General features: G+C 52.9%; 17 protein-coding genes. 8 read left to right on the top strand and 9 right to left on the bottom strand.

The window, feature by feature from the left end:
* Position 1: 1 nt before the first annotated feature.
* From yidD to rpmH, 3 genes are read right to left on the bottom strand one after another with little or no spacing between them, the layout of a single operon-like run.
* Positions 2-259: a membrane protein insertion efficiency factor YidD gene (gene yidD, locus A6A26_RS24640; RefSeq protein WP_006121380.1), complete on the bottom strand. Its 258-nt coding sequence runs from the start codon at positions 257-259 to the stop codon at positions 2-4.
* Positions 223-582 (bottom strand): ribonuclease P protein component, encoded by a 360-nt coding sequence (gene rnpA / locus A6A26_RS05565; RefSeq protein ID WP_013023999.1) that lies wholly within the window; start codon positions 580-582, stop codon positions 223-225. Before rnpA ends, yidD begins: the two co-directional genes overlap by 37 nt.
* Positions 583-596: 14 nt before the next feature.
* Entirely contained in the window at positions 597-737 is a 141-nt protein-coding gene (rpmH, locus tag A6A26_RS24635; RefSeq protein WP_003849659.1) for a 50S ribosomal protein L34, read from the bottom strand.
* Positions 738-1,334: 597 nt separating this feature from the next.
* Between rpmH and dnaA the strand changes: the two genes are divergently transcribed.
* The 6 genes from dnaA to A6A26_RS05535 all read left to right on the top strand — a co-directional run bounded on the left by dnaA (position 1,335) and on the right by A6A26_RS05535 (position 9,884).
* A complete protein-coding gene (dnaA, locus tag A6A26_RS05560) occupies positions 1,335-2,741 on the top strand; it encodes a chromosomal replication initiator protein DnaA (RefSeq protein WP_063877830.1) in 1,407 nt (468 codons plus the stop codon).
* A 4-nt stretch (positions 2,742-2,745) separates the two neighbouring features.
* On the top strand, positions 2,746-3,846 hold the full coding sequence (gene dnaN, locus A6A26_RS05555; RefSeq protein ID WP_063877829.1) for a DNA polymerase III subunit beta: 1,101 nt from the start codon (positions 2,746-2,748) through the stop codon (positions 3,844-3,846).
* A gap of 166 nt (positions 3,847-4,012) precedes the next feature.
* Complete coding sequence (gene recF / locus A6A26_RS05550; protein WP_063877828.1) at positions 4,013-5,098, top strand: DNA replication/repair protein RecF; 1,086 nt, start codon at positions 4,013-4,015, stop codon at positions 5,096-5,098.
* Between the two features lie 17 nt (positions 5,099-5,115).
* Positions 5,116-7,524 carry a DNA topoisomerase (ATP-hydrolyzing) subunit B gene (gyrB, locus tag A6A26_RS05545; protein ID WP_063877827.1) on the top strand — a complete coding sequence of 803 codons (2,409 nt, stop codon included), beginning with the start codon at positions 5,116-5,118 and terminating at the stop codon, positions 7,522-7,524.
* A 190-nt stretch (positions 7,525-7,714) separates the two neighbouring features.
* Positions 7,715-8,524 carry a sugar-phosphatase gene (gene yidA / locus A6A26_RS05540; RefSeq protein WP_063877826.1) on the top strand — a complete coding sequence of 270 codons (810 nt, stop codon included), beginning with the start codon at positions 7,715-7,717 and terminating at the stop codon, positions 8,522-8,524.
* A 106-nt stretch (positions 8,525-8,630) separates the two neighbouring features.
* On the top strand, positions 8,631-9,884 hold the full coding sequence (locus A6A26_RS05535) for a DUF3748 domain-containing protein (protein ID WP_063877825.1): 1,254 nt from the start codon (positions 8,631-8,633) through the stop codon (positions 9,882-9,884).
* On the opposite strand, the gene A6A26_RS05530 is transcribed toward A6A26_RS05535, so the two are convergent.
* A complete protein-coding gene (locus tag A6A26_RS05530) occupies positions 9,865-10,227 on the bottom strand; it encodes a YceK/YidQ family lipoprotein (protein WP_063877824.1) in 363 nt (120 codons plus the stop codon). The genes A6A26_RS05535 and A6A26_RS05530 overlap by 20 nt on opposite strands.
* A gap of 282 nt (positions 10,228-10,509) precedes the next feature.
* Here A6A26_RS05530 and ibpA point away from each other — a divergent pair, with 282 nt between their 5' ends.
* On the top strand, positions 10,510-10,926 hold the full coding sequence (gene ibpA / locus A6A26_RS05525) for a small heat shock chaperone IbpA (protein WP_014332924.1): 417 nt from the start codon (positions 10,510-10,512) through the stop codon (positions 10,924-10,926).
* Positions 10,927-11,147: 221 nt separating this feature from the next.
* Here ibpA and A6A26_RS05520 read toward each other — a convergent pair whose 3' ends face one another.
* A complete protein-coding gene (locus A6A26_RS05520) occupies positions 11,148-12,089 on the bottom strand; it encodes an Rpn family recombination-promoting nuclease/putative transposase (protein ID WP_063877823.1) in 942 nt (313 codons plus the stop codon).
* A 524-nt stretch (positions 12,090-12,613) separates the two neighbouring features.
* On the opposite strand from A6A26_RS05520, the gene A6A26_RS05515 reads away from it, so the two are divergent.
* Positions 12,614-13,552, top strand: a complete 939-nt coding sequence (locus tag A6A26_RS05515) for an amidohydrolase family protein (RefSeq protein WP_063877822.1) — start codon at positions 12,614-12,616, stop codon at positions 13,550-13,552.
* Positions 13,553-13,609: 57 nt separating this feature from the next.
* Here A6A26_RS05515 and A6A26_RS05510 read toward each other — a convergent pair whose 3' ends face one another.
* The 4 genes from A6A26_RS05510 to A6A26_RS05495 all read right to left on the bottom strand — a co-directional run bounded on the left by A6A26_RS05510 (position 13,610) and on the right by A6A26_RS05495 (position 18,354).
* Entirely contained in the window at positions 13,610-14,521 is a 912-nt protein-coding gene (locus A6A26_RS05510; RefSeq protein ID WP_063877821.1) for an EamA family transporter, read from the bottom strand.
* 174 nt (positions 14,522-14,695) lie between these two features.
* Positions 14,696-15,946 (bottom strand): valine--pyruvate transaminase, encoded by a 1,251-nt coding sequence (locus tag A6A26_RS05505; RefSeq protein WP_063877820.1) that lies wholly within the window; start codon positions 15,944-15,946, stop codon positions 14,696-14,698.
* Positions 15,947-16,027: 81 nt separating this feature from the next.
* On the bottom strand, positions 16,028-17,002 hold the full coding sequence (gene ghrB, locus A6A26_RS05500; protein WP_063877819.1) for a glyoxylate/hydroxypyruvate reductase GhrB: 975 nt from the start codon (positions 17,000-17,002) through the stop codon (positions 16,028-16,030).
* Positions 17,003-17,073: 71 nt separating this feature from the next.
* Positions 17,074-18,354 carry an MFS transporter gene (locus A6A26_RS05495; protein ID WP_063877818.1) on the bottom strand — a complete coding sequence of 427 codons (1,281 nt, stop codon included), beginning with the start codon at positions 18,352-18,354 and terminating at the stop codon, positions 17,074-17,076.
* Positions 18,355-18,375: the final 21 nt, after the last annotated feature.

The raw sequence follows: 18,375 nt of genomic DNA, 5'->3' as shown, positions 1-18,375 counted from the left end.
GTTAATGTTCTCTGGTATCAAAGGTTTTTGGCGGCACAGGATCGTCACCACCCGGGTTCAAAGGGTGGCATTTTAATACGCGTTTTAAAGTCAACCAACTGCCTTTTATCACGCCAAACCTGCGTAAGGCCTCAATTCCGTATTGAGAGCAGGTCGGATGAAACCGACAGTGTGGCCCCAGTAATGGACTGATGCCGCGTTGATAAACGCGTATCAGGACGATCAGGAACCGCGCGCCAGGCGACAGTGACGACGCCATAATTTCTCCAACGCTTCCGCCAACATACGGTTATCGAGATCGGCAACACCCTTCTTCGCAACCACCACAAAGTCCATCGACGGTAATTCATGCTGACGCAGACGAAAGCTTTCGCGGGTCAATCGCTTGATCCGGTTGCGTTCGTGGGCGCGTTTCACATGTTTTTTCGCGACAGTAAGACCGATGCGGGGATACCCCAGCGCGTTGAGGCGGCCGAGAATAGTAATTTGCGGCGTGCCAGCCCGTTGTGGCTGCTGAAAGACGAAAGTGAAATGAGTGGGAGTTAACAAACGTAACTCCCTGGGAAATGCGAGCTTACCCACCAGGGTTAGCTTTATTACTTAGAAACGGTCAGACGAGAGCGGCCTTTAGCACGACGACGTGCCAGAACCTGACGACCATTTTTAGTTGCCATACGAGCACGGAAGCCGTGTGAACGGTTGCGCTTCAGTACGGACGGTTGAAAAGTGCGTTTCATGGCGATTTCTACCTAAACTTGAAAATTTTCACTGGGTGACGCGTTTCCGGACCAAAAAACAGACCGACGCCTCAATGTGTCTTTAATAAAGAGGCGGGATTGTAATAATTGTACAGTCCCGAGTCAATTTACTTCGCTTGTCGCGGTACCAGAAACCCGGATTACAGCCCGCTGAGTCCGGGCATTGAGCATGACGCGACAACGCCGGGGGAAGAATTATACGGGGTCTGTGTTAAAGCGCAAGGATCGCGCAGGATCTTATTGCGATCAAATGGGCGCGTTAGTAAGCAAAAACGAGAGCTCGTCCGAAAAATTGAATCATTCAGCGCGATCCCAGGTGGTTTTTTCTACCACAAGCGTAAACTTTCTTCCGCGTTCATGTCCTGTGGATAAAAAGGATAAAAACTGTGTAGAAAGGGAAGATCTCTGTCGCGCTTTGCGCTATGATCCGCCCTTCCTCTGACGATCCTCCAATGATTGCAGGATGGAAAACCGCTGATAGCGGTCGCAGGCGCTTTCTTTCGTCTGTGTCAAAAATGAACGTTTCTTAGATTAGCGCCTACTTTTCTTATCGAATTTGTACGAGTGGAGTCCGCCGTGTCACTTACGCTTTGGCAACAGTGTCTTGCCCGTTTGCAGGATGAGCTTCCTGCCACCGAATTCAGCATGTGGATCCGTCCACTTCAGGCTGAATTAAACGACAATACGCTTGCCTTATATGCTCCTAACCGCTTCGTACTCGACTGGGTTCGGGATAAATACCTTAATAGCATCAATGCATTGCTGAATGAATTCTGCGGTGTCAACGTACCGTTGTTGCGTTTTGAGGTGGGCACGCGCCCGGTTCAACAAGCCGCAGCGGTCAATCAGCCTGTCATGGCCAGCGTCAGCGCTCCGGCTGCACCCGTTCAAAACCGCCCGGCGCCTGCGCAGATTATGCGCCCAAGCTGGGATAATGTGCCTGCGCCAGCGGATGTGACTTATCGTTCTAACGTCAATAATCGCCATAACTTCGATAACTTTGTCGAAGGTAAATCGAACCAGCTGGCACGCGCGGCGGCACGCCAGGTGGCTGACAATCCTGGCGGGGCCTATAACCCACTGTTTCTCTATGGCGGTACGGGCCTGGGTAAAACCCACCTGTTGCATGCGGTAGGTAACGGCATTATTGCGCGTAAACCCAATGCCAAAGTGGTTTACATGCACTCCGAGCGCTTTGTGCAGGACATGGTTAAAGCGCTGCAAAATAATGCTATCGAAGAGTTTAAGCGCTACTACCGTTCGGTTGACGCGCTGCTGATCGATGACATTCAGTTCTTTGCCAACAAAGAGCGTTCTCAAGAAGAGTTTTTCCATACCTTTAATGCCCTGTTAGAAGGCAATCAGCAGATCATCCTGACCTCGGATCGTTATCCTAAAGAGATCAACGGCGTCGAAGATCGTCTGAAGTCACGCTTTGGCTGGGGCTTAACGGTAGCGATCGAACCGCCAGAACTGGAAACCCGCGTCGCGATCCTGATGAAAAAGGCGGATGAAAACGATATCCGCCTGCCGGGCGAAGTAGCCTTCTTTATTGCCAAGCGTTTACGTTCCAACGTGCGCGAGCTGGAAGGGGCACTGAACCGGGTCATCGCCAACGCCAATTTTACCGGCCGGGCGATTACGATCGATTTCGTTCGCGAAGCGCTGCGGGATCTCCTGGCGTTGCAAGAGAAGCTGGTCACTATTGATAATATTCAGAAGACCGTTGCTGAGTACTACAAAATTAAAGTCGCAGACCTGCTCTCTAAGCGCCGTTCGCGCTCGGTAGCACGTCCGCGTCAAATGGCGATGGCGATGGCTAAAGAGCTGACCAACCACAGTTTGCCGGAAATCGGCGACGCTTTTGGTGGTCGCGACCATACCACGGTGCTTCACGCTTGCCGTAAGATTGAGCAGTTGCGTGAAGAAAGCCACGACATCAAAGAAGATTTCTCAAATCTCATCAGAACATTATCTTCGTGACGCTATGAAATTTATTGTTGAACGTGAACAGTTGCTAAAGCCGCTGCAGCAAGTCAGTGGTCCATTAGGTGGTCGCCCGACGCTGCCAATCCTCGGCAACCTGCTGATGCAGGTTAATGAAGGCTCTTTGTTGCTGACCGGCACCGATTTAGAAATGGAAATGGTCGCACGGGTTGCGCTAACCCAGGCGCACGAGACCGGCGCGACGACCGTTCCGGCACGCAAATTCCTGGATATTTGCCGTGGCCTGCCGGAAGGCGCGGAGATAAACGTAACGCTGGAAGGCGAGCGCATGTTAGTGCGCTCTGGCCGTAGCCGCTTTTCGCTCTCTACGCTGCCCGCCAGCGATTTCCCCAATCTGGATGACTGGCAGAACGAAGTTGAATTCACGCTGCCTCAGGCCACGCTAAAACGCCTGATCGAAGCCACCCAGTTCTCTATGGCCCACCAGGATGTACGTTATTACCTGAACGGCATGATGTTTGAGACGGAAGGCGAAGAGCTGCGTACGGTTGCTACCGACGGACACCGTCTGGCGGTCTGCTCAATGCCCATTGGCCAGGCGCTGCCAAGCCATTCAGTGATTGTGCCGCGTAAAGGGGTCATCGAGCTGTTACGCCTGCTGGACGGCGGCGATACGCCGCTTCAGGTGCAGATTGGCAGCAGTAATATCCGCGCGCACGTTGGCGACTATATTTTTACCTCCAAGCTGGTAGATGGTCGTTTCCCTGATTATCGTCGGGTATTGCCTAAGAACCCGGATAAAGCCCTGGAAGCAGGCTGCGATCTGCTGAAACAGGCTTTTGCCCGTGCGGCGATTCTCTCTAATGAGAAATTTCGCGGCGTTCGGCTGCATATCACCGAAAATCAGCTGAAAATTACCGCCAATAATCCTGAGCAGGAAGAAGCGGAAGAGATGCTGGATGTCAGCTATAACGGCAGCGAACTCGAAATTGGCTTCAACGTCAGTTACGTACTGGATGTGCTGAATGCCCTTAAGTGCGAGAATGTGCGTCTGTTGCTGACGGATTCGGTATCAAGCGTGCAGATCGAAGATGTGGTAAGTCCGGCAGCGGCCTATGTCGTCATGCCAATGCGTTTGTAGAACACGGGCTCATCGGTTCGCTATTTTCATCCGTTCAGTGCGCCTCTCTGGTTACATACGTTGTATGCGCCAGGCGCGCTGAGCGTGTGAAAACAAGCAGAACCGCTAACGTCCGGAACCACTGAGATTTGATAAACCTCATTTGCCCTTCACGCTGGATTGATTCATGGCTTTAACCCGCCTGCTGATAAAAGATTTTCGTAATATTGAACAGGCCGACTTAGCGTTAGCGCCAGGGTTTAATTTTCTGGTGGGTGCGAATGGTAGCGGTAAAACCAGCGTGCTTGAGGCGATTTATACACTGGGACACGGCCGTGCTTTCCGCAGTTTACAGGCGGGCCGGGTGATTCGTCACGATCAGGCAGCGTTTGTGCTGCATGGTCGGCTGGAAGGTCAGGAACGCGAGCTCTCGGTGGGGCTGAGTAAAAACCGGGCCGGAGAAAGCAAAGTCCGCATTGATGGCAGCGATGGTCACAAAGTCGCTGAGCTGGCGCAGCTGTTGCCGATGCAGTTAATTACGCCAGAAGGTTTTACTCTACTAAACGGTGGCCCCAAATATCGCAGAGCCTATGTGGACTGGGGCTGTTTTCATAATACGCCAGGCTTTTTTAATGCCTGGAGCAACCTCCGCCGCCTGCTTAAGCAACGCAATGCGGCGTTGCGTCAGGTCACGCGCTACAGCCAGATTCGCCCCTGGGATCAGGAACTGGTCCCGCTGGCCGAGCAGATCAGCCAGTGGCGCGCTGAATACAGCGCGGCCATCTCAGCCGAAATTGTCACCACCTGTGGACAGTTCTTACCCGAATTTGATCTGCGTTTTTCGTTCCAGCGTGGCTGGGACAAAGAAAGCGATTACGGCGAGCTGCTTGAACGCAACTTCGAACGCGATCGTGCCCTGACTTATACCGCCAGCGGCCCGCACAAAGCGGATTTCCGTATTCGTGCCGAAGGTACGCCGGTGGAAGATTTACTCTCACGCGGTCAGCTTAAGCTACTGATGTGTGCATTGCGTCTGGCGCAGGGCGAGTTCCTGACCCGCCAGAGCGGACGCCGTTGTGTTTACCTCATTGATGACTTTGCTTCTGAACTGGATGACAGCCGTCGTCGCCTGCTGGCGCAACGACTGAAAGCTACCCAGGCACAGGTCTTTGTCAGCGCCATCTCTTCGGAGCATGTAATCGACATGACTGACGAAAAGGGCAAGATGTTCCGCGTGGAACAGGGTAAAATAGCGGTTCAACCTAAAGATTAAATGAGCGAGAAACGTTGATGTCGAATTCTTATGACTCTTCAAGTATCAAAGTCCTGAAAGGGCTTGATGCGGTACGCAAACGCCCGGGCATGTACATCGGCGATACCGATGACGGAACCGGTCTGCATCACATGGTATTCGAGGTCGTGGATAACGCAATCGACGAAGCGCTCGCCGGTCACTGTAAAGATATCGTCGTCACCATCCATGCGGATAACTCTGTCTCCGTACAGGATGACGGACGTGGTATCCCAACCGGCATCCACGAAGAAGAAGGTGTGTCGGCAGCGGAAGTCATCATGACCGTCCTGCACGCCGGTGGTAAGTTTGATGACAACTCTTATAAAGTGTCTGGCGGCCTGCACGGCGTGGGTGTTTCCGTTGTTAACGCCCTGTCGCAGAAGCTGGAGCTGACCATTCGTCGCGAAGGCAAAGTGCATCAGCAGATCTATGTGCACGGGGTGCCTCAAGCGCCACTGGCGGCCACTGGCGATACCGACGCAACCGGTACCCGCATCCGTTTCTGGCCAAGTCATGACACCTTTACCAACGTTACCGATTTCGAATACGACATTCTGGCGAAACGCCTGCGTGAACTGTCCTTCCTGAACTCTGGCGTGTCGATCCGTCTGGAAGACAAGCGTGATGCAAGAAATGACCACTTCCACTATGAAGGCGGCATTCGTGCTTTTGTTGAGTATCTGAATAAGAACAAAACGCCTATTCACCCCACCGTATTCTATTTCTCGACCGAGAAAGATGGCATTGGCGTAGAAGTGGCACTGCAGTGGAATGACGGCTTCCAGGAAAACATTTACTGCTTTACCAACAATATTCCACAGCGCGACGGCGGTACGCACCTTGCCGGTTTCCGCGCGGCGATGACGCGCACCCTGAATGCCTATATGGATAAAGAGGGTTACAGCAAGAAAGCCAAAGTCAGCGCAACCGGTGACGATGCGCGTGAAGGGCTGATTGCAGTGGTTTCGGTAAAAGTACCGGATCCGAAATTCTCTTCACAGACCAAAGACAAACTGGTTTCTTCAGAAGTGAAATCGGCCGTTGAACAGCAGATGAACGAACTGCTGGCTGAATATCTGCTGGAAAATCCGGGCGATGCAAAAATCGTTGTCGGCAAAATTATTGATGCTGCACGCGCCCGTGAAGCTGCACGTCGTGCCCGTGAGATGACCCGCCGTAAAGGCGCGCTGGATCTGGCTGGCCTGCCAGGCAAACTGGCGGATTGTCAGGAGCGCGATCCGGCGCTGTCAGAAATCTACCTGGTGGAGGGTGATTCCGCAGGCGGTTCTGCCAAGCAAGGCCGTAACCGTAAGAATCAGGCCATCCTGCCGCTTAAAGGTAAGATCCTGAACGTCGAGAAGGCGCGCTTCGATAAGATGCTGGCTTCTCAGGAAGTGGCAACGCTGATTACCGCGCTCGGCTGCGGCATCGGTCGCGATGAATATAATCCAGATAAACTGCGTTATCACAGCATCATCATCATGACCGATGCGGACGTCGACGGCTCACACATTCGTACGCTGCTGTTGACCTTCTTCTATCGCCAGATGCCAGAAATTATCGAGCGTGGCCACGTTTATATCGCGCAGCCGCCGCTGTACAAGGTGAAAAAAGGCAAGCAGGAGCAGTACATCAAGGACGATGAGGCAATGCTTCAGTACCAGATTGCTATTGCCCTTGACGGTACCTCGCTGCACACCACCGCCAGCGCACCGGCGTTAGGCGGCGAACCACTGGAAACGCTGGTGGCTGAATTCAACAGCACCCAGAAGATGATCAAACGTATGGAGCGCCGTTATCCGGTCGCCATGCTGCGTGCGCTGATTTATCACGATACCCTGAGCGATATCAGCAACGAAGCGCAAGTGACCCTGTGGATCAACGGCCTGGTTAGCTACCTGACCGAACGCGAAGCGCACGGCAGCACCTATCTGGCACAGGTTCGTGAAAACCGTGAGCAGAGCGTCTTTGAGCCAGTTTTACGCGTCCGTACGCATGGCGTGGATACCGACTATCCTCTGGATGCCGAGTTCCTGCAGGGTGCAGAATACCGCAAGATTTGCACTCTGGGCGGCAAACTGCGCGGTTTGCTGGAAGAAGATGCCTATATCGAACGCGGCGAACGCCGTCAGCCTGTCAGCAGTTTTGAACAGGCGATTGACTGGCTGGAGAAAGAGTCGCGTCGCGGTCTGTCGGTCCAGCGCTATAAAGGTCTGGGCGAGATGAACCCGGAGCAGCTGTGGGAAACGACCATGGACCCGGACAGCCGCCGTATGTTACGCGTGACCATCAAAGATGCGATTGCTGCCGATCAGCTGTTCACCACACTGATGGGCGACGCGGTTGAACCACGCCGCGCCTTCATCGAAGAGAATGCGCTGAAAGCCGCAAATATTGATATCTAATCGCCCTGCGATGAGCAAAACCCTTCCTCTGGAAGGGTTTTTTTTTGCCTGATACCGCTGCCCGATTTGCGCATCGCCAGACGGGCGGTGGCCAGATTATGGTGTAAGCGTGCGATAAAGCGCCGACGAACTGGTCAATATGCGCTGAATCGCGCTAGCATTGCAGCAAACCTGACACAACGAGGATGCTATGGCTATAAAACTGATCGCAATTGATATGGATGGCACGCTGCTGAATCCGCAGCATGAGATCACGCCAGGGGTAAAAACAGCGCTGAACCGCGCCCGGGAAAAGGGTGTTTCCATTGTGTTAGCGACCGGCAGGCCTTTCGTTGGCATTGAACGTTATCTGATGGAGCTGGATCTGCAAACCAGCGGACAGTTCTGCATCAGCAATAATGGTGCCCTGGTTCACCGGGCCGAAGATGGCGAGGTGGTCGCGGATGTGACGCTGGGTTATGACGATTATCTGTATGTCGAGAAGCTGGCTCGGGAACTGGGCGTGCATTTTCAAGCCTTTGATAAGTCGCATCTTTACACGCCAAACAAAGACATCAGCGAATTCACTATTCACGAATCCAGCCTGACCGGTATTCCGGTACGCTATCGCGCCGTGGAAGAGATGGACCCGACCACTCGCTTCCCGAAACTGATGATGATTGATAAGCCCGCCCTGCTCGATGCGGCGATTGCAAAGTTACCTCAACATGCACATCAAACTTACACCATCCTGAAGAGTGCGCCCTATTACCTGGAGATCCTCGATCGCCGGGTGAATAAAGGCTACGGTGTAAAAATGCTGGCTGAAAAACTGGGACTTAAAGCGGAAGAAGTGATGGCGATAGGCGATCAGGAAAACGATCTGGCCATGATTGAATACGCAGGCACCGGTGTGGCAATGGGCAATGCCATTGAATCGGTTAAGCAGATTGCGCAGTTCGTCACCAAAACCAACAGGGAAGATGGTGTTGCGCACGCGATTGAAAAATGGGTGCTTTAGCCTGTTCTGACGCAGGGTGAGGCCGCCGTTGATTGCCTCTTATGAGGCTGTTTCATCCATAAATACACGCGCGTAATTTGCCGCCCCCTGTTCACTGGATTTTGCTATGTCTGAAAAACAGATCACCTTTGCATCGCGCCACCATCAGTTGACGAACATCAACGTCTGGACCGCTGACAGCCAGTGGCTGGCATTTGATGTGCGGCCTTCCGGCGCTTCTTTTACCAGCCAGACCATTGAGCGCGTGAATGTGAACACGGGCGAAGTGGAGGTGGTATATCAGGCAAAGGATGACGCGCACGTTGGCGTCGTCACCGTAAGTCCGACATTGCCCCCACGTTACGTTTGTATCCATGGGCCTGAGCATCCTGACGAAAGCTGGCATTACGATTTTCATCATCGGCGCGGCGTGATCGTGGCAGAGGGCCAGGCCGAAAACCTGGATGCATGCGATATCACGCCGCCCTTCACGCCAGGTGCCCTGCGTGGCGGCTCCCACGTGCATGTTTTTAGCCCGGATGGCACACGCATTAGCTTCACCTATAACGATCACGTAATGCACGAACGGGATCAGCGTCTTGACCTGCGTAATGTCGGAATCGCCGTACCACTGCGATCGGTTAAGCCAGAAAAGCAGCACCCGCGCGAATACGATGGCAGCCATTTTTGCGTGTTAATTAGTGAAACAACCGCCAGTCCGCAGCCGGGTAGCGACCACATCAACCGGGCATATGAAGAGTGCTGGATTGGCAACCAGGGCTATCAAAAACCTGACGGTAGCTGGCAACGCTGGGCCATCGCCTTTATCGGTGACACCCTTTCCGCTACAGGGGAAAAGTGTCCCGAAGTGTTTGTCGTCGATCTGCCTGAATCGCTGGAAGCGTATGCAATGCCGGGAGGTTTACCGCTGGAAGGTGATAACGATCATCTACCTGCGCCGCCGGCTGGCGTTCGGCAACGCCGCATAACGACGACTCAAGGACTGGCGTTACAACCTCGCCACTGGCTGCGAAGTTCGCCAGATGGCAGTGCGATAGCGTTTTTAATGGCAGACAGCCAGCAGGTGATCCAGCTTTGGCACGTGTCGCCTAACGGCGGCAAACCCCGTCAGGTAACCCGCCTGCCCAGCAGCATCCAGTCGGCGTTTAGCTGGCGGCCCTGTGGCGAAGCCATTGCCTTTATCTGCGATAACAGCGTTATGCTTTGCCGCGTGGCAACCGGTGAGTGTCAACGCTTAACGGTACGACGTCGTGAGGCACCGTCCGGTGAGGCCGTGGTCTGGTCACCAGACGGAAAGCAGATTGCTTTTATGCGTGAAAAAGAGGGCTGGCGGCAACTGTTTACCGTTGCGGTTGCATAGCGGGCATGGGTTGAGCATGGGACAGGTTTTCCTCGGTGTGCGCCAGCTTTTCGCTCTGCAGCACCCGGGCGCGCGGTGAATCCAGACGTTGGTCGCTATCGCTACGATAATAATCCCAGGGTAACAACAGCGTATCCATTACCGCAGAAAAAGGCAGGTCAACCAGCGCCAGCGGCTTAAGCGCCCAACTGGCATTGCTGTCGGTAAGGATATCAGCGCTGGCGCGCGTGCCCGGATAATAGCCCTGGCTTGCTCCGGTATGCGTCATCACACTGGAACATCCACTTGAAACGACCGCGCAGCACATCACGCCTGCCAGCGGTAACCTTTTCATCATTTTCATATCGTCATCCCTTCAGTCCTGGCAACACCTGACTGAGTTGGCTCGCCAGAATACCTTATCACCCGCTAGTGAAGTCCGTTCTGGTCCGGCTATGTACCCCTGAGTGTATGTCATTTCACCGATTTGGCGAAAAAAATACGTACGGCACCTTGAAAGCATGTTACCTGCACCCATTTTTATAGCAGGCCGTTAAGGTTGCCGCCGTAAGGGGCAATGCGGTACGACACAACCTGTCCACTGCTGGAAGGTTGCCAAAACTTGCTGACATTCAGGAGTATTTTTATGCGTAACTTTGATCTGTCTCCACTTTATCGCTCTGCTATCGGTTTTGATCGTTTGTTCAACCTGCTTGAGTCCAATCAAAATCAGAGCAACGGGGGTTATCCTCCTTATAATGTCGAACTGGTTGATGAAAACCATTATCGCATTACCATCGCGGTGGCCGGTTTTGCCCAGAGTGAACTTGATATTACTGCCCACGATAACGTGCTGATCGTGCGTGGTGCCCATCCAGAAGAGCAGACTGAACGTAAGTATCTCTATCAGGGCATCGCCGAGCGTAATTTCGAGCGCAAATTCCAGCTGGCTGACCATATCGTCGTGCGTGATGCGCGTCTGGAAAATGGGTTATTGAGCATCGATCTTGAGCGTCTGGTGCCTGAAGAAGCAAAACCACGCCGGATTGAAATTCTGAAATAAAACGGCCGTAACGGCTGAGTCATTCTGGAGAACGGCCACAGCATTGCTGCTGTGGCCGTTTTTTTATGGATGACATTGGCAATAAAGACGTTTTGCAGCCCTGCCTCGTTGAAGCGTGTATCAGGGCGATGCGGCGACTGACGCGGGAACGGGCAAAGCGAAGCATAATGAGGCATCAGGTTTGCAATAGCCTCATGGAGCACGTTGCAGTGGCGTTAAAATCAGTGCTGAATCTGTGCCAGCTCTTCTTCGCTCAGGCCCGTCATTTTCATTACGGTAGAGAGATCGAGACCATTCTGCAGCATGGTTCGCGCGACTTCGCGTTTACCTTCATTGCGGCCTTCCTGTCGTCCGAGCTGAATCCCTCGCTCAATGCCTTTCTGAATGCCTTTCTGAATGCCTTTTTGTTCAAGCTGCTGTGCGATAGTCATTAGCGCGTCTCCGTGTTGCGGTACCCGCCGGGCGAGTTCCTGAATAAAAGCCTCGACGGCCAGGGTTTCCCCCGCCTGCATAATATAATGTACTAAGGATACGACCTGTGATGATGAAAGATAACCGGACAGCAGCACAGGGACAAGTCTGTCCATCAGATCGGCGAGATCGCGCTGATGGATGTGCTTTTGCAGCAGGGTCAGTGCGGCCATACTGCGATGGCCCGCGATTTCATCATCAGGTATAACCGTGATATCAACCAGGGGAAAACATGTACTGTACAGTTTGCTGGCCAGCGCCGGCTGGATAAATTCATCCAGCCAGCAGGTGGAATAAGGATAGGGCCGGCGTTTACCCATATAAAACAGCACCGGTATAACCAGCGGCAGCTTTTTATGACCGGCGTCGAGATGGCGCTGCATCGCCGCAACCGCATAGCGCAGAAGCCGGAACGCCATATGTTTATCGGGTGAAGACTGGTGCTCAATCAGCACATGAATATATCCCTCACCGCATGCGGTTTTCAGGCTATAAAGCACATCGCTGAAATACTGACGCAGATCCGCTTCGACAAAGGAACCTGACTCCAGCTTTAAGGTACTCAGATCACAAATAGCATGCAGCTCGTCAGGAAGATGAAGATTCATGAAATCGCGCGCAATCTCAGGCTGGGTTAAAAACTGGCGGAAAGTCGCATCGTGTGGTGTTGGCGTTGAGTTTTTCTTCTTCATGGCATCGGGCCTGAATGATAAGAATCAGCGTTTCTCAGCCCGGGAATAACGCAAAAGGTTGAGAGCGTCGTGCGATGTATCTGGTCTTTTATCTTGCCAGGGAGGGTGATACTTTCATGCAGAAGGCGAGGTGTCCAGGTTAACGCTCTTTTATGAGCAATGGGTTCCATATTAGCGCTTGCCAATCGGGTTCTACTAAAAAAGACCAGCGCCGCCATGATTTTAAAAAAGCAGATACATCACAAAAAATTCCATGATGAATAATACTTAGATAACTTAATCTATATTTTCATGTAAATCATGTGTATGTAATAACAACTTATTCAGAAGTTGATCATAAGAATTAATTTTTTGAAAAAATTATACTGTTTAATTCCCATAGGCTCATACAGGATCACGTTTAGCCTGATCAATCATGTTGACGAAAAACGCTTATTGCTAAAGGCTACCAAAAGGACAGGTTAGATTATTATCGAATACGACACTGCATTAAACGTCCTTTCCGACATACGTGGAGTCTCTTTATGGCAATAACCCGACGCTTTATTTTACAAGCCGGAGGTGCACTAAGTGCGCTTACCGTTTTTAACGCCCTCAGCAACACGCCTTTTAGCTCAGGGGAAAAACAACCTGTGTTGAACGTCCCCGTAGGCAGCGTGGACTGCCATATGCACCTTTATGACGATAAATATCCTGCTGCACCCGGTGCAAGCTTACAACACGCCAATGCATCGCTTGCCGATTACTCCTCGTTGCAAGCCCGCCTGGGACTTCACCGCATGGTCATTGTCACGCCTTCAACCTACGGCACAGATAACCGGCTGTTGATGGAGGGCCTTAAGCAGAGTGCAGGCCGCGCAAGGGGCGTGGCCGTTATCGATACGTCAGTGAGTGATGCAGAGCTACAAGAAATGGATCGGCATGGCGTACGTGGTATTCGTTTTAATCTGAGCAGAGGAGGAACATCTCTGGATAATCTGGAGCCTCTTGCTTCCCGAATAGCACAGTGGGGATGGCATATTCAGGTCGTTGCGCCCGGCGAAAAACTGGCTGAGCTGGAATCGCGCCTGGCGGCGCTGCCCACAAAACTGGTTATCGATCATATGGGGCATATTCCGCAACCAGAGGGAATCACATCTCCTTGTTTCCAGACAGTAACCCGTCTCCTTGAAGCAGGTAACACCTGGGTAAAACTGTCTGGGCCATACATCAAGTCCCGCGTCGGCTCACCGGGCTATGAGGACGTGGGTCAGGTCGCCGCGGAACTGGTAAGGATTCGGCCTAACCGCCTGTTGTGGGGAAGTGACTGGCCACATCCTACAAAAGAAGAACACGATAAGCCCGATGATGCCGCCATACTCGATTTACTGGCGCGATGGGCACCCTCGTCCGCAGACAGGATGTTAATTCTGCGTGATAACCCATCTGAGCTCTACGGCTTTGATAACCGCGCCCTCGGATAAACATGCAGTAAAGGAGATGGTACGCTCATCAGATGCCTGCAATCTCAGCCGGATGATTTATGTTTGCGAACGCATAAACCATCGCTGCCTGATCATGCCACCAAACATATTCACCAGGAGCCCGACAATAATTACCGCTGCGCCCACAACCTGCTGGAGTGATAGCGTTTCCCCCAACAACAAGGCCGCACTGACGATCCCCACCACAGGCACCAGCAGAGACAACGGCGCAACGCGCCATGTTTCATAGCGGCTGAGCAAGGTACTCCAGATGCCGTAGCCCATAATGGTCGCGACAAACGCCAGATAAACGAGCGCCAGTATCGTTTGCAGGTTAATCTGCGTCAGACTACTCATTATCGCCGATTCACCGTCGAACAGCAGCGAACAGCCAATAAAAGGAAGAACCGGAACCAGGGCGCTCCAGACCACCAATGACATCACCGGTACGGGATAGTGACGCGTAATGATCTTATTGGTGATATTGCCCAGTCCCCAGGAGAACGCCGCCGCCAGCATCAGCATCATCGTCGTCAGCGTAATACCGGCTGCACTCTGGCCCGCCATTCCCGAGGTCGCCAACAAAAACATACCCAGAGTGGCGATAATAATACCCACGATATGATTCCAGCGGAGTTTCTCTGCCAGAAACAGCGCCCCGAGTAGCAACGTAAAGAACGCCTGTGCCTGAAGCACCAGCGAGGCCAGGCCTGCCGGCATGCCCAGCTTGATCGCCAAAAACAGAAACGCAAACTGCCCAAAACTGATGGTCATGCCGTACAGTAAAATCCAGCGCAGTGGTACGGCAGGACGACGCACCAGCAAAATGGCGGGAAAGGCGACCAGAGCAAAACGCAGTCCGGCCAGCAAGAAGGGCGGCATATTCTGCAGGCCCAGTTTGATCACCACAAAGTTCACGCCCCAGGCAACCACCACGCAAAGGGCCAACAGCATATCTTTTCCCGACACAGCACACTCCTTTTGCTCGTCTCAGGCCACAACAGCCATGAGCCCAACCGCGTTGACCGATAATGCAAAAATAGTCGTCTACTGCCCGGCAACACCAGGTTGAGGCAGCTTCACGTTAAAGCACAGGTTAGCCATGGGCACACGGCGGCCTTTTGTGATGATGCAGGCGCAAAATCAGCTGTCGCGCCAGGCGTTTTCCACTTCTTCTGCAAGGATCTGTACCGCTTTTTCAATATTTTCAGCATCCGGCACATAGTTCATACGCATGCACTGATGCGTGTGCGGCCAGTCATGTTCCAGCCCAGGGAAGAAAAAGTGTCCGGGTACCATCAGCACACCTCGCGCCTTAAGTCGTTGATACAGCAACTCCGTACTGATCGGCAAATCGCGAAACCACAGCCAGAGGAAAATTGCCCCTTCGGGTTTATGTATCAGGCAGCGATCCGCAGTTAAGTAACGACGAATAATGGCGATCGTCTGCCTAACCTTGTCCTGATAGAAAGGCTTGATCACCGCTTCAGACAGTCGCAGCAAATCGCCACGCTGGATCATTTCACAGGCGATGGCCGGGCCAATACTGCCCGGTGCCAGACTGATAATGCCGTTCATGTTACCAATCGCCGCAATGGTGCTTTCATCAGCGATGATAATGCCGCAGCGCGCGCCAGGCAGACCGAGCTTGGACAGACTCATGCAAAGAATGATATTGGGATTCCACAGAGGCCGGACATCGCTAAAAATAATGCCCGGAAACGGCACACCATAAGCATTGTCGATCAGTAGCGGAACCTCATGCTGCTGCGCCAGCGCATCCAACTGCAGCAGTTCATCATCAGTAATCACATTGCCGGTGGGATTCGTTGGGCGCGAGACACAAATCAGGCCGACGTCGTCATTCATAGGTAAATGTTCAAAGTCGACGTGATACTTGAACTGTCCTTCCGGCAACAACTCAATATTCGGTTTAGCCGAAATAAACAGGTCCTCATCCAGGCCCGCATCGGCATAACCCAGGTATTCTGGTGCCAGTGGGAACAGCACACGTTTTTTGCTGCCGTCACTGCGGCGGCCCGCAAACAGATTAAACAGATAGAAAAACGCGCTCTGGCTACCATTGGTCAGGGCGATATTCTGTGCAGTGATGGACCAGCCAAGCTGCTCGCGCAGCATCGCCGCCAGCGCATCCAGCAGCACCGCTTTACCGCGTGGGCCATCGTAATTGCACAGGGCCTCACTCAGCTTGCCCTCGTCATGCATATGCTGCAGCAACTGCTGAAAATAGTCGTTCATTGCCGGGATCTGCGCAGGATTGCCGCCGCCGAGCATGATAGTGCCAGGCGTACGTAAGCCTGCGCCCATGTCTTCCATCAGACGTGAGATGCCAGAATGCTGAGTAAATTTGTCGCCGAACTGAGAAAAGGCCATAACGGTTAAAAATTTGTAATAAAGAATGGGTGAACCACCATAACGCCCGCTCCCGGCGGGCGCAATGGAAAGCCGTAGGGATTACGTCAGCACATGCGGATTAACGCAGTTTTTTTCTACCTTGCCGTTCAGCGCTGCGATCAGATTTTCTACCGCATCCTGCATCATCCCGTATCGGGTTTCATGGGTTGCTGAACCAATGTGCGGCAGCGTCACCACATTCGGCAACGACAGCAGTGGCGAGTCAGTGGGTAAGGGCTCTTTCTCGAACACATCCAGTCCGGCGGCACGAATAGTACCGTCCTGCAGGGCGGCAATCAGCGCCTTTTCATCCACCACCGGGCCACGACCGGCATTGATCAGTATGGCATCAGGCTTCATCAGCTTTAACTGTTCCGCGCCAATCAAATGGTGGGTTTCTTCGGTCAGCGGCAGGCTGATGCAGACAAAGTCGCTCTGTTTTAGCAGCGTTTCCAATTCACAGCGTTGCGCCGCGAACTGTGATTCGGCCTGCTCATGCTGGCGGCGAGCCTGGTAGATAATTTTCATGCCAAAACCGAAATGCGCCCGCTGGGCCAGCGCCATTCCAATGCGGCCCATCCCAAGGATTCCCAAGGTTTTATGGTGCACATCGGTGCCAAAGCGATCCGGGCCAATGCCTTTTTGCCAGTTACCCGCCTTTACCCAGGCATCCAGTTCCGGAATGCGTCGTGCGCTGCTGAGGACCAGCGCCATAATGGTATCAGCGACTGTTTCTGTCAGCACCGTTGGCGTATGCATTAGCACCACGCCACGTTGATTTAGCGCATCTACATCAAAGTTGTCATAGCCCACAGAAACGCTGGAACAGGCCCGTAGCTTAGGCATTTTTGCCAGCAGCGCCTCATTGACTTTACCGCCCGAGCCTAATAATCCTTCGGCCTGTTGCAGCGCCTTTTCATGCTGCTGCTGGCTTTCTGGCGACAGATCGTCGATTTCGGTCACCGTGGCATGTTCTGCAAGGCGCGCACGCAGATCGTCAGGCAATTTTTTATAGAGAATGACGGCGGGTTTCATCAGATAGCTCCCTGTAAATGAATGACGGGCAACGCTAAGGTCGCCCGGAGAAGGTGCTAACGCTTACGCTTTCAGGCCGGTTTCGCCCCGTGAAGCGGCGGCGTCTTATTCTGTGCGGGTTTGACGATAAGCGTCAGTACCACTGACAGCAGTAACGCGCCACCCATAAAGATATAGGAGGCAGAAGGACTGCCGGTCGCACCATTCAGATAACCCACAATCCAGGAACCGATAAAGGAACCCAGCGCGCCCATACTGTTAATCAATGCCATTGCACCACCCGCGACATTACGCGGCAACATTTCCGGAATAATGGCAAAGAACGGTCCATATGGCGCGTACATCGCCGCCCCCGCAATCACCAGTAATGTATAGGATAGCCAGAAATTGCCGGAGCCGACCAGATACGAGCCCAGGAACGCCAGTGCACCAATCAGCAGCAGTGGCCAGACAAACAGCTTACGGTTTTGCGTTTTGTCTGAGGCCCAGGAAACCAGCACCATCGCAATGGTGGCCGCCAGATAAGGTACGGCTGACAGCCAGCCGGCTTCAACCATGCCCATTTGAGTGCCATTACGCAAAATTGAAGGCAACCACAGTACGAAACCGTAAACGCCAATGCTCCAGGCAAAATATTGCAAACAGAGAATGATGACATTGCGGTTGCGGAAGGCTTCGCCGTAGTTGCGTACCGCCTTAATACTTTCCTGCTCTTTTTGCAGCTCAGCCTGCAGCGCGGCTTTTTCTGCCTCGCTCATCCAGCGCGCCTGCGACGGTTTGTCCTGCACTAAGAACCACCAGGCCACGGCCCAGATAACCGCGGGAATGCCTTCAAAAATGAACATTTCCCGCCAGCCGAAGGCCTCGATTAAATAACCGGACACCACTGACATCCACAATACCGTGACCGGATTGCCCAGGATCAGAAAGGTATTGGCCCGCGAGCGTTCAGATTTAGTAAACCAGTTACTGATATAAATCAGCATGGCGGGCATCACAGCGGCTTCGACAACGCCAAGAACAAAACGAATGGCCGCCAGCATGGGAATGTTACTGACGATACCGGTCAGTGAAGCACAGCCGCCCCACAGAATCAGGCACCAGAAAATCAGTTTTTTTACACTGCGGCGTTCGGCATAAATTGCCCCGGGGATCTGGAAAAAGAAATATCCCAGAAAGAACAGGGCGCCCAGTAATGATGACATGCCTTTCGTGATGCCCAAATCGTCATTAATGCCCGCTGCCGACGCAAAACTAAAATTTGCCCGGTCGAGGTAGGCAAGGCTGTAAGTAATAAACACGATGGGCATGATGAACCACCAGCGTTTTGGCGCGATAGTCTGCGTTTTCATCGGAAACTCCTCTGTCTGTGT

It is taken from the genome of Pantoea sp. OXWO6B1 (assembly GCF_001641135.1).
Lineage (GTDB): Bacteria > Pseudomonadota > Gammaproteobacteria > Enterobacterales > Enterobacteriaceae > Pantoea > Pantoea allii.
This window is presented reverse-complemented; position numbering and strand designations above follow the sequence as displayed.

What these genes read in the sequence shown, in the direction of transcription:
- yidD (WP_006121380.1), bottom strand. Translation starts at nt 259, where the DNA reads ATGGCGTCGTCACTGTCGCCTGGCGCGCGGTTCCTGATCGTCCTGATA.
- rpmH (WP_003849659.1), bottom strand. Translation starts at nt 737, where the DNA reads ATGAAACGCACTTTTCAACCGTCCGTACTGAAGCGCAACCGTTCACAC.
- dnaN (WP_063877829.1), top strand. Translation starts at nt 2,746, where the DNA reads ATGAAATTTATTGTTGAACGTGAACAGTTGCTAAAGCCGCTGCAGCAA.
- recF (WP_063877828.1), top strand. Translation starts at nt 4,013, where the DNA reads ATGGCTTTAACCCGCCTGCTGATAAAAGATTTTCGTAATATTGAACAG.
- gyrB (WP_063877827.1), top strand. Translation starts at nt 5,116, where the DNA reads ATGTCGAATTCTTATGACTCTTCAAGTATCAAAGTCCTGAAAGGGCTT.
- yidA (WP_063877826.1), top strand. Translation starts at nt 7,715, where the DNA reads ATGGCTATAAAACTGATCGCAATTGATATGGATGGCACGCTGCTGAAT.
- A6A26_RS05535 (WP_063877825.1), top strand. Translation starts at nt 8,631, where the DNA reads ATGTCTGAAAAACAGATCACCTTTGCATCGCGCCACCATCAGTTGACG.
- A6A26_RS05530 (WP_063877824.1), bottom strand. Translation starts at nt 10,227, where the DNA reads ATGAAAATGATGAAAAGGTTACCGCTGGCAGGCGTGATGTGCTGCGCG.
- ibpA (WP_014332924.1), top strand. Translation starts at nt 10,510, where the DNA reads ATGCGTAACTTTGATCTGTCTCCACTTTATCGCTCTGCTATCGGTTTT.
- A6A26_RS05520 (WP_063877823.1), bottom strand. Translation starts at nt 12,089, where the DNA reads ATGAAGAAGAAAAACTCAACGCCAACACCACACGATGCGACTTTCCGC.
- A6A26_RS05515 (WP_063877822.1), top strand. Translation starts at nt 12,614, where the DNA reads ATGGCAATAACCCGACGCTTTATTTTACAAGCCGGAGGTGCACTAAGT.
- A6A26_RS05505 (WP_063877820.1), bottom strand. Translation starts at nt 15,946, where the DNA reads ATGGCCTTTTCTCAGTTCGGCGACAAATTTACTCAGCATTCTGGCATC.
- ghrB (WP_063877819.1), bottom strand. Translation starts at nt 17,002, where the DNA reads ATGAAACCCGCCGTCATTCTCTATAAAAAATTGCCTGACGATCTGCGT.
- A6A26_RS05495 (WP_063877818.1), bottom strand. Translation starts at nt 18,354, where the DNA reads ATGAAAACGCAGACTATCGCGCCAAAACGCTGGTGGTTCATCATGCCC.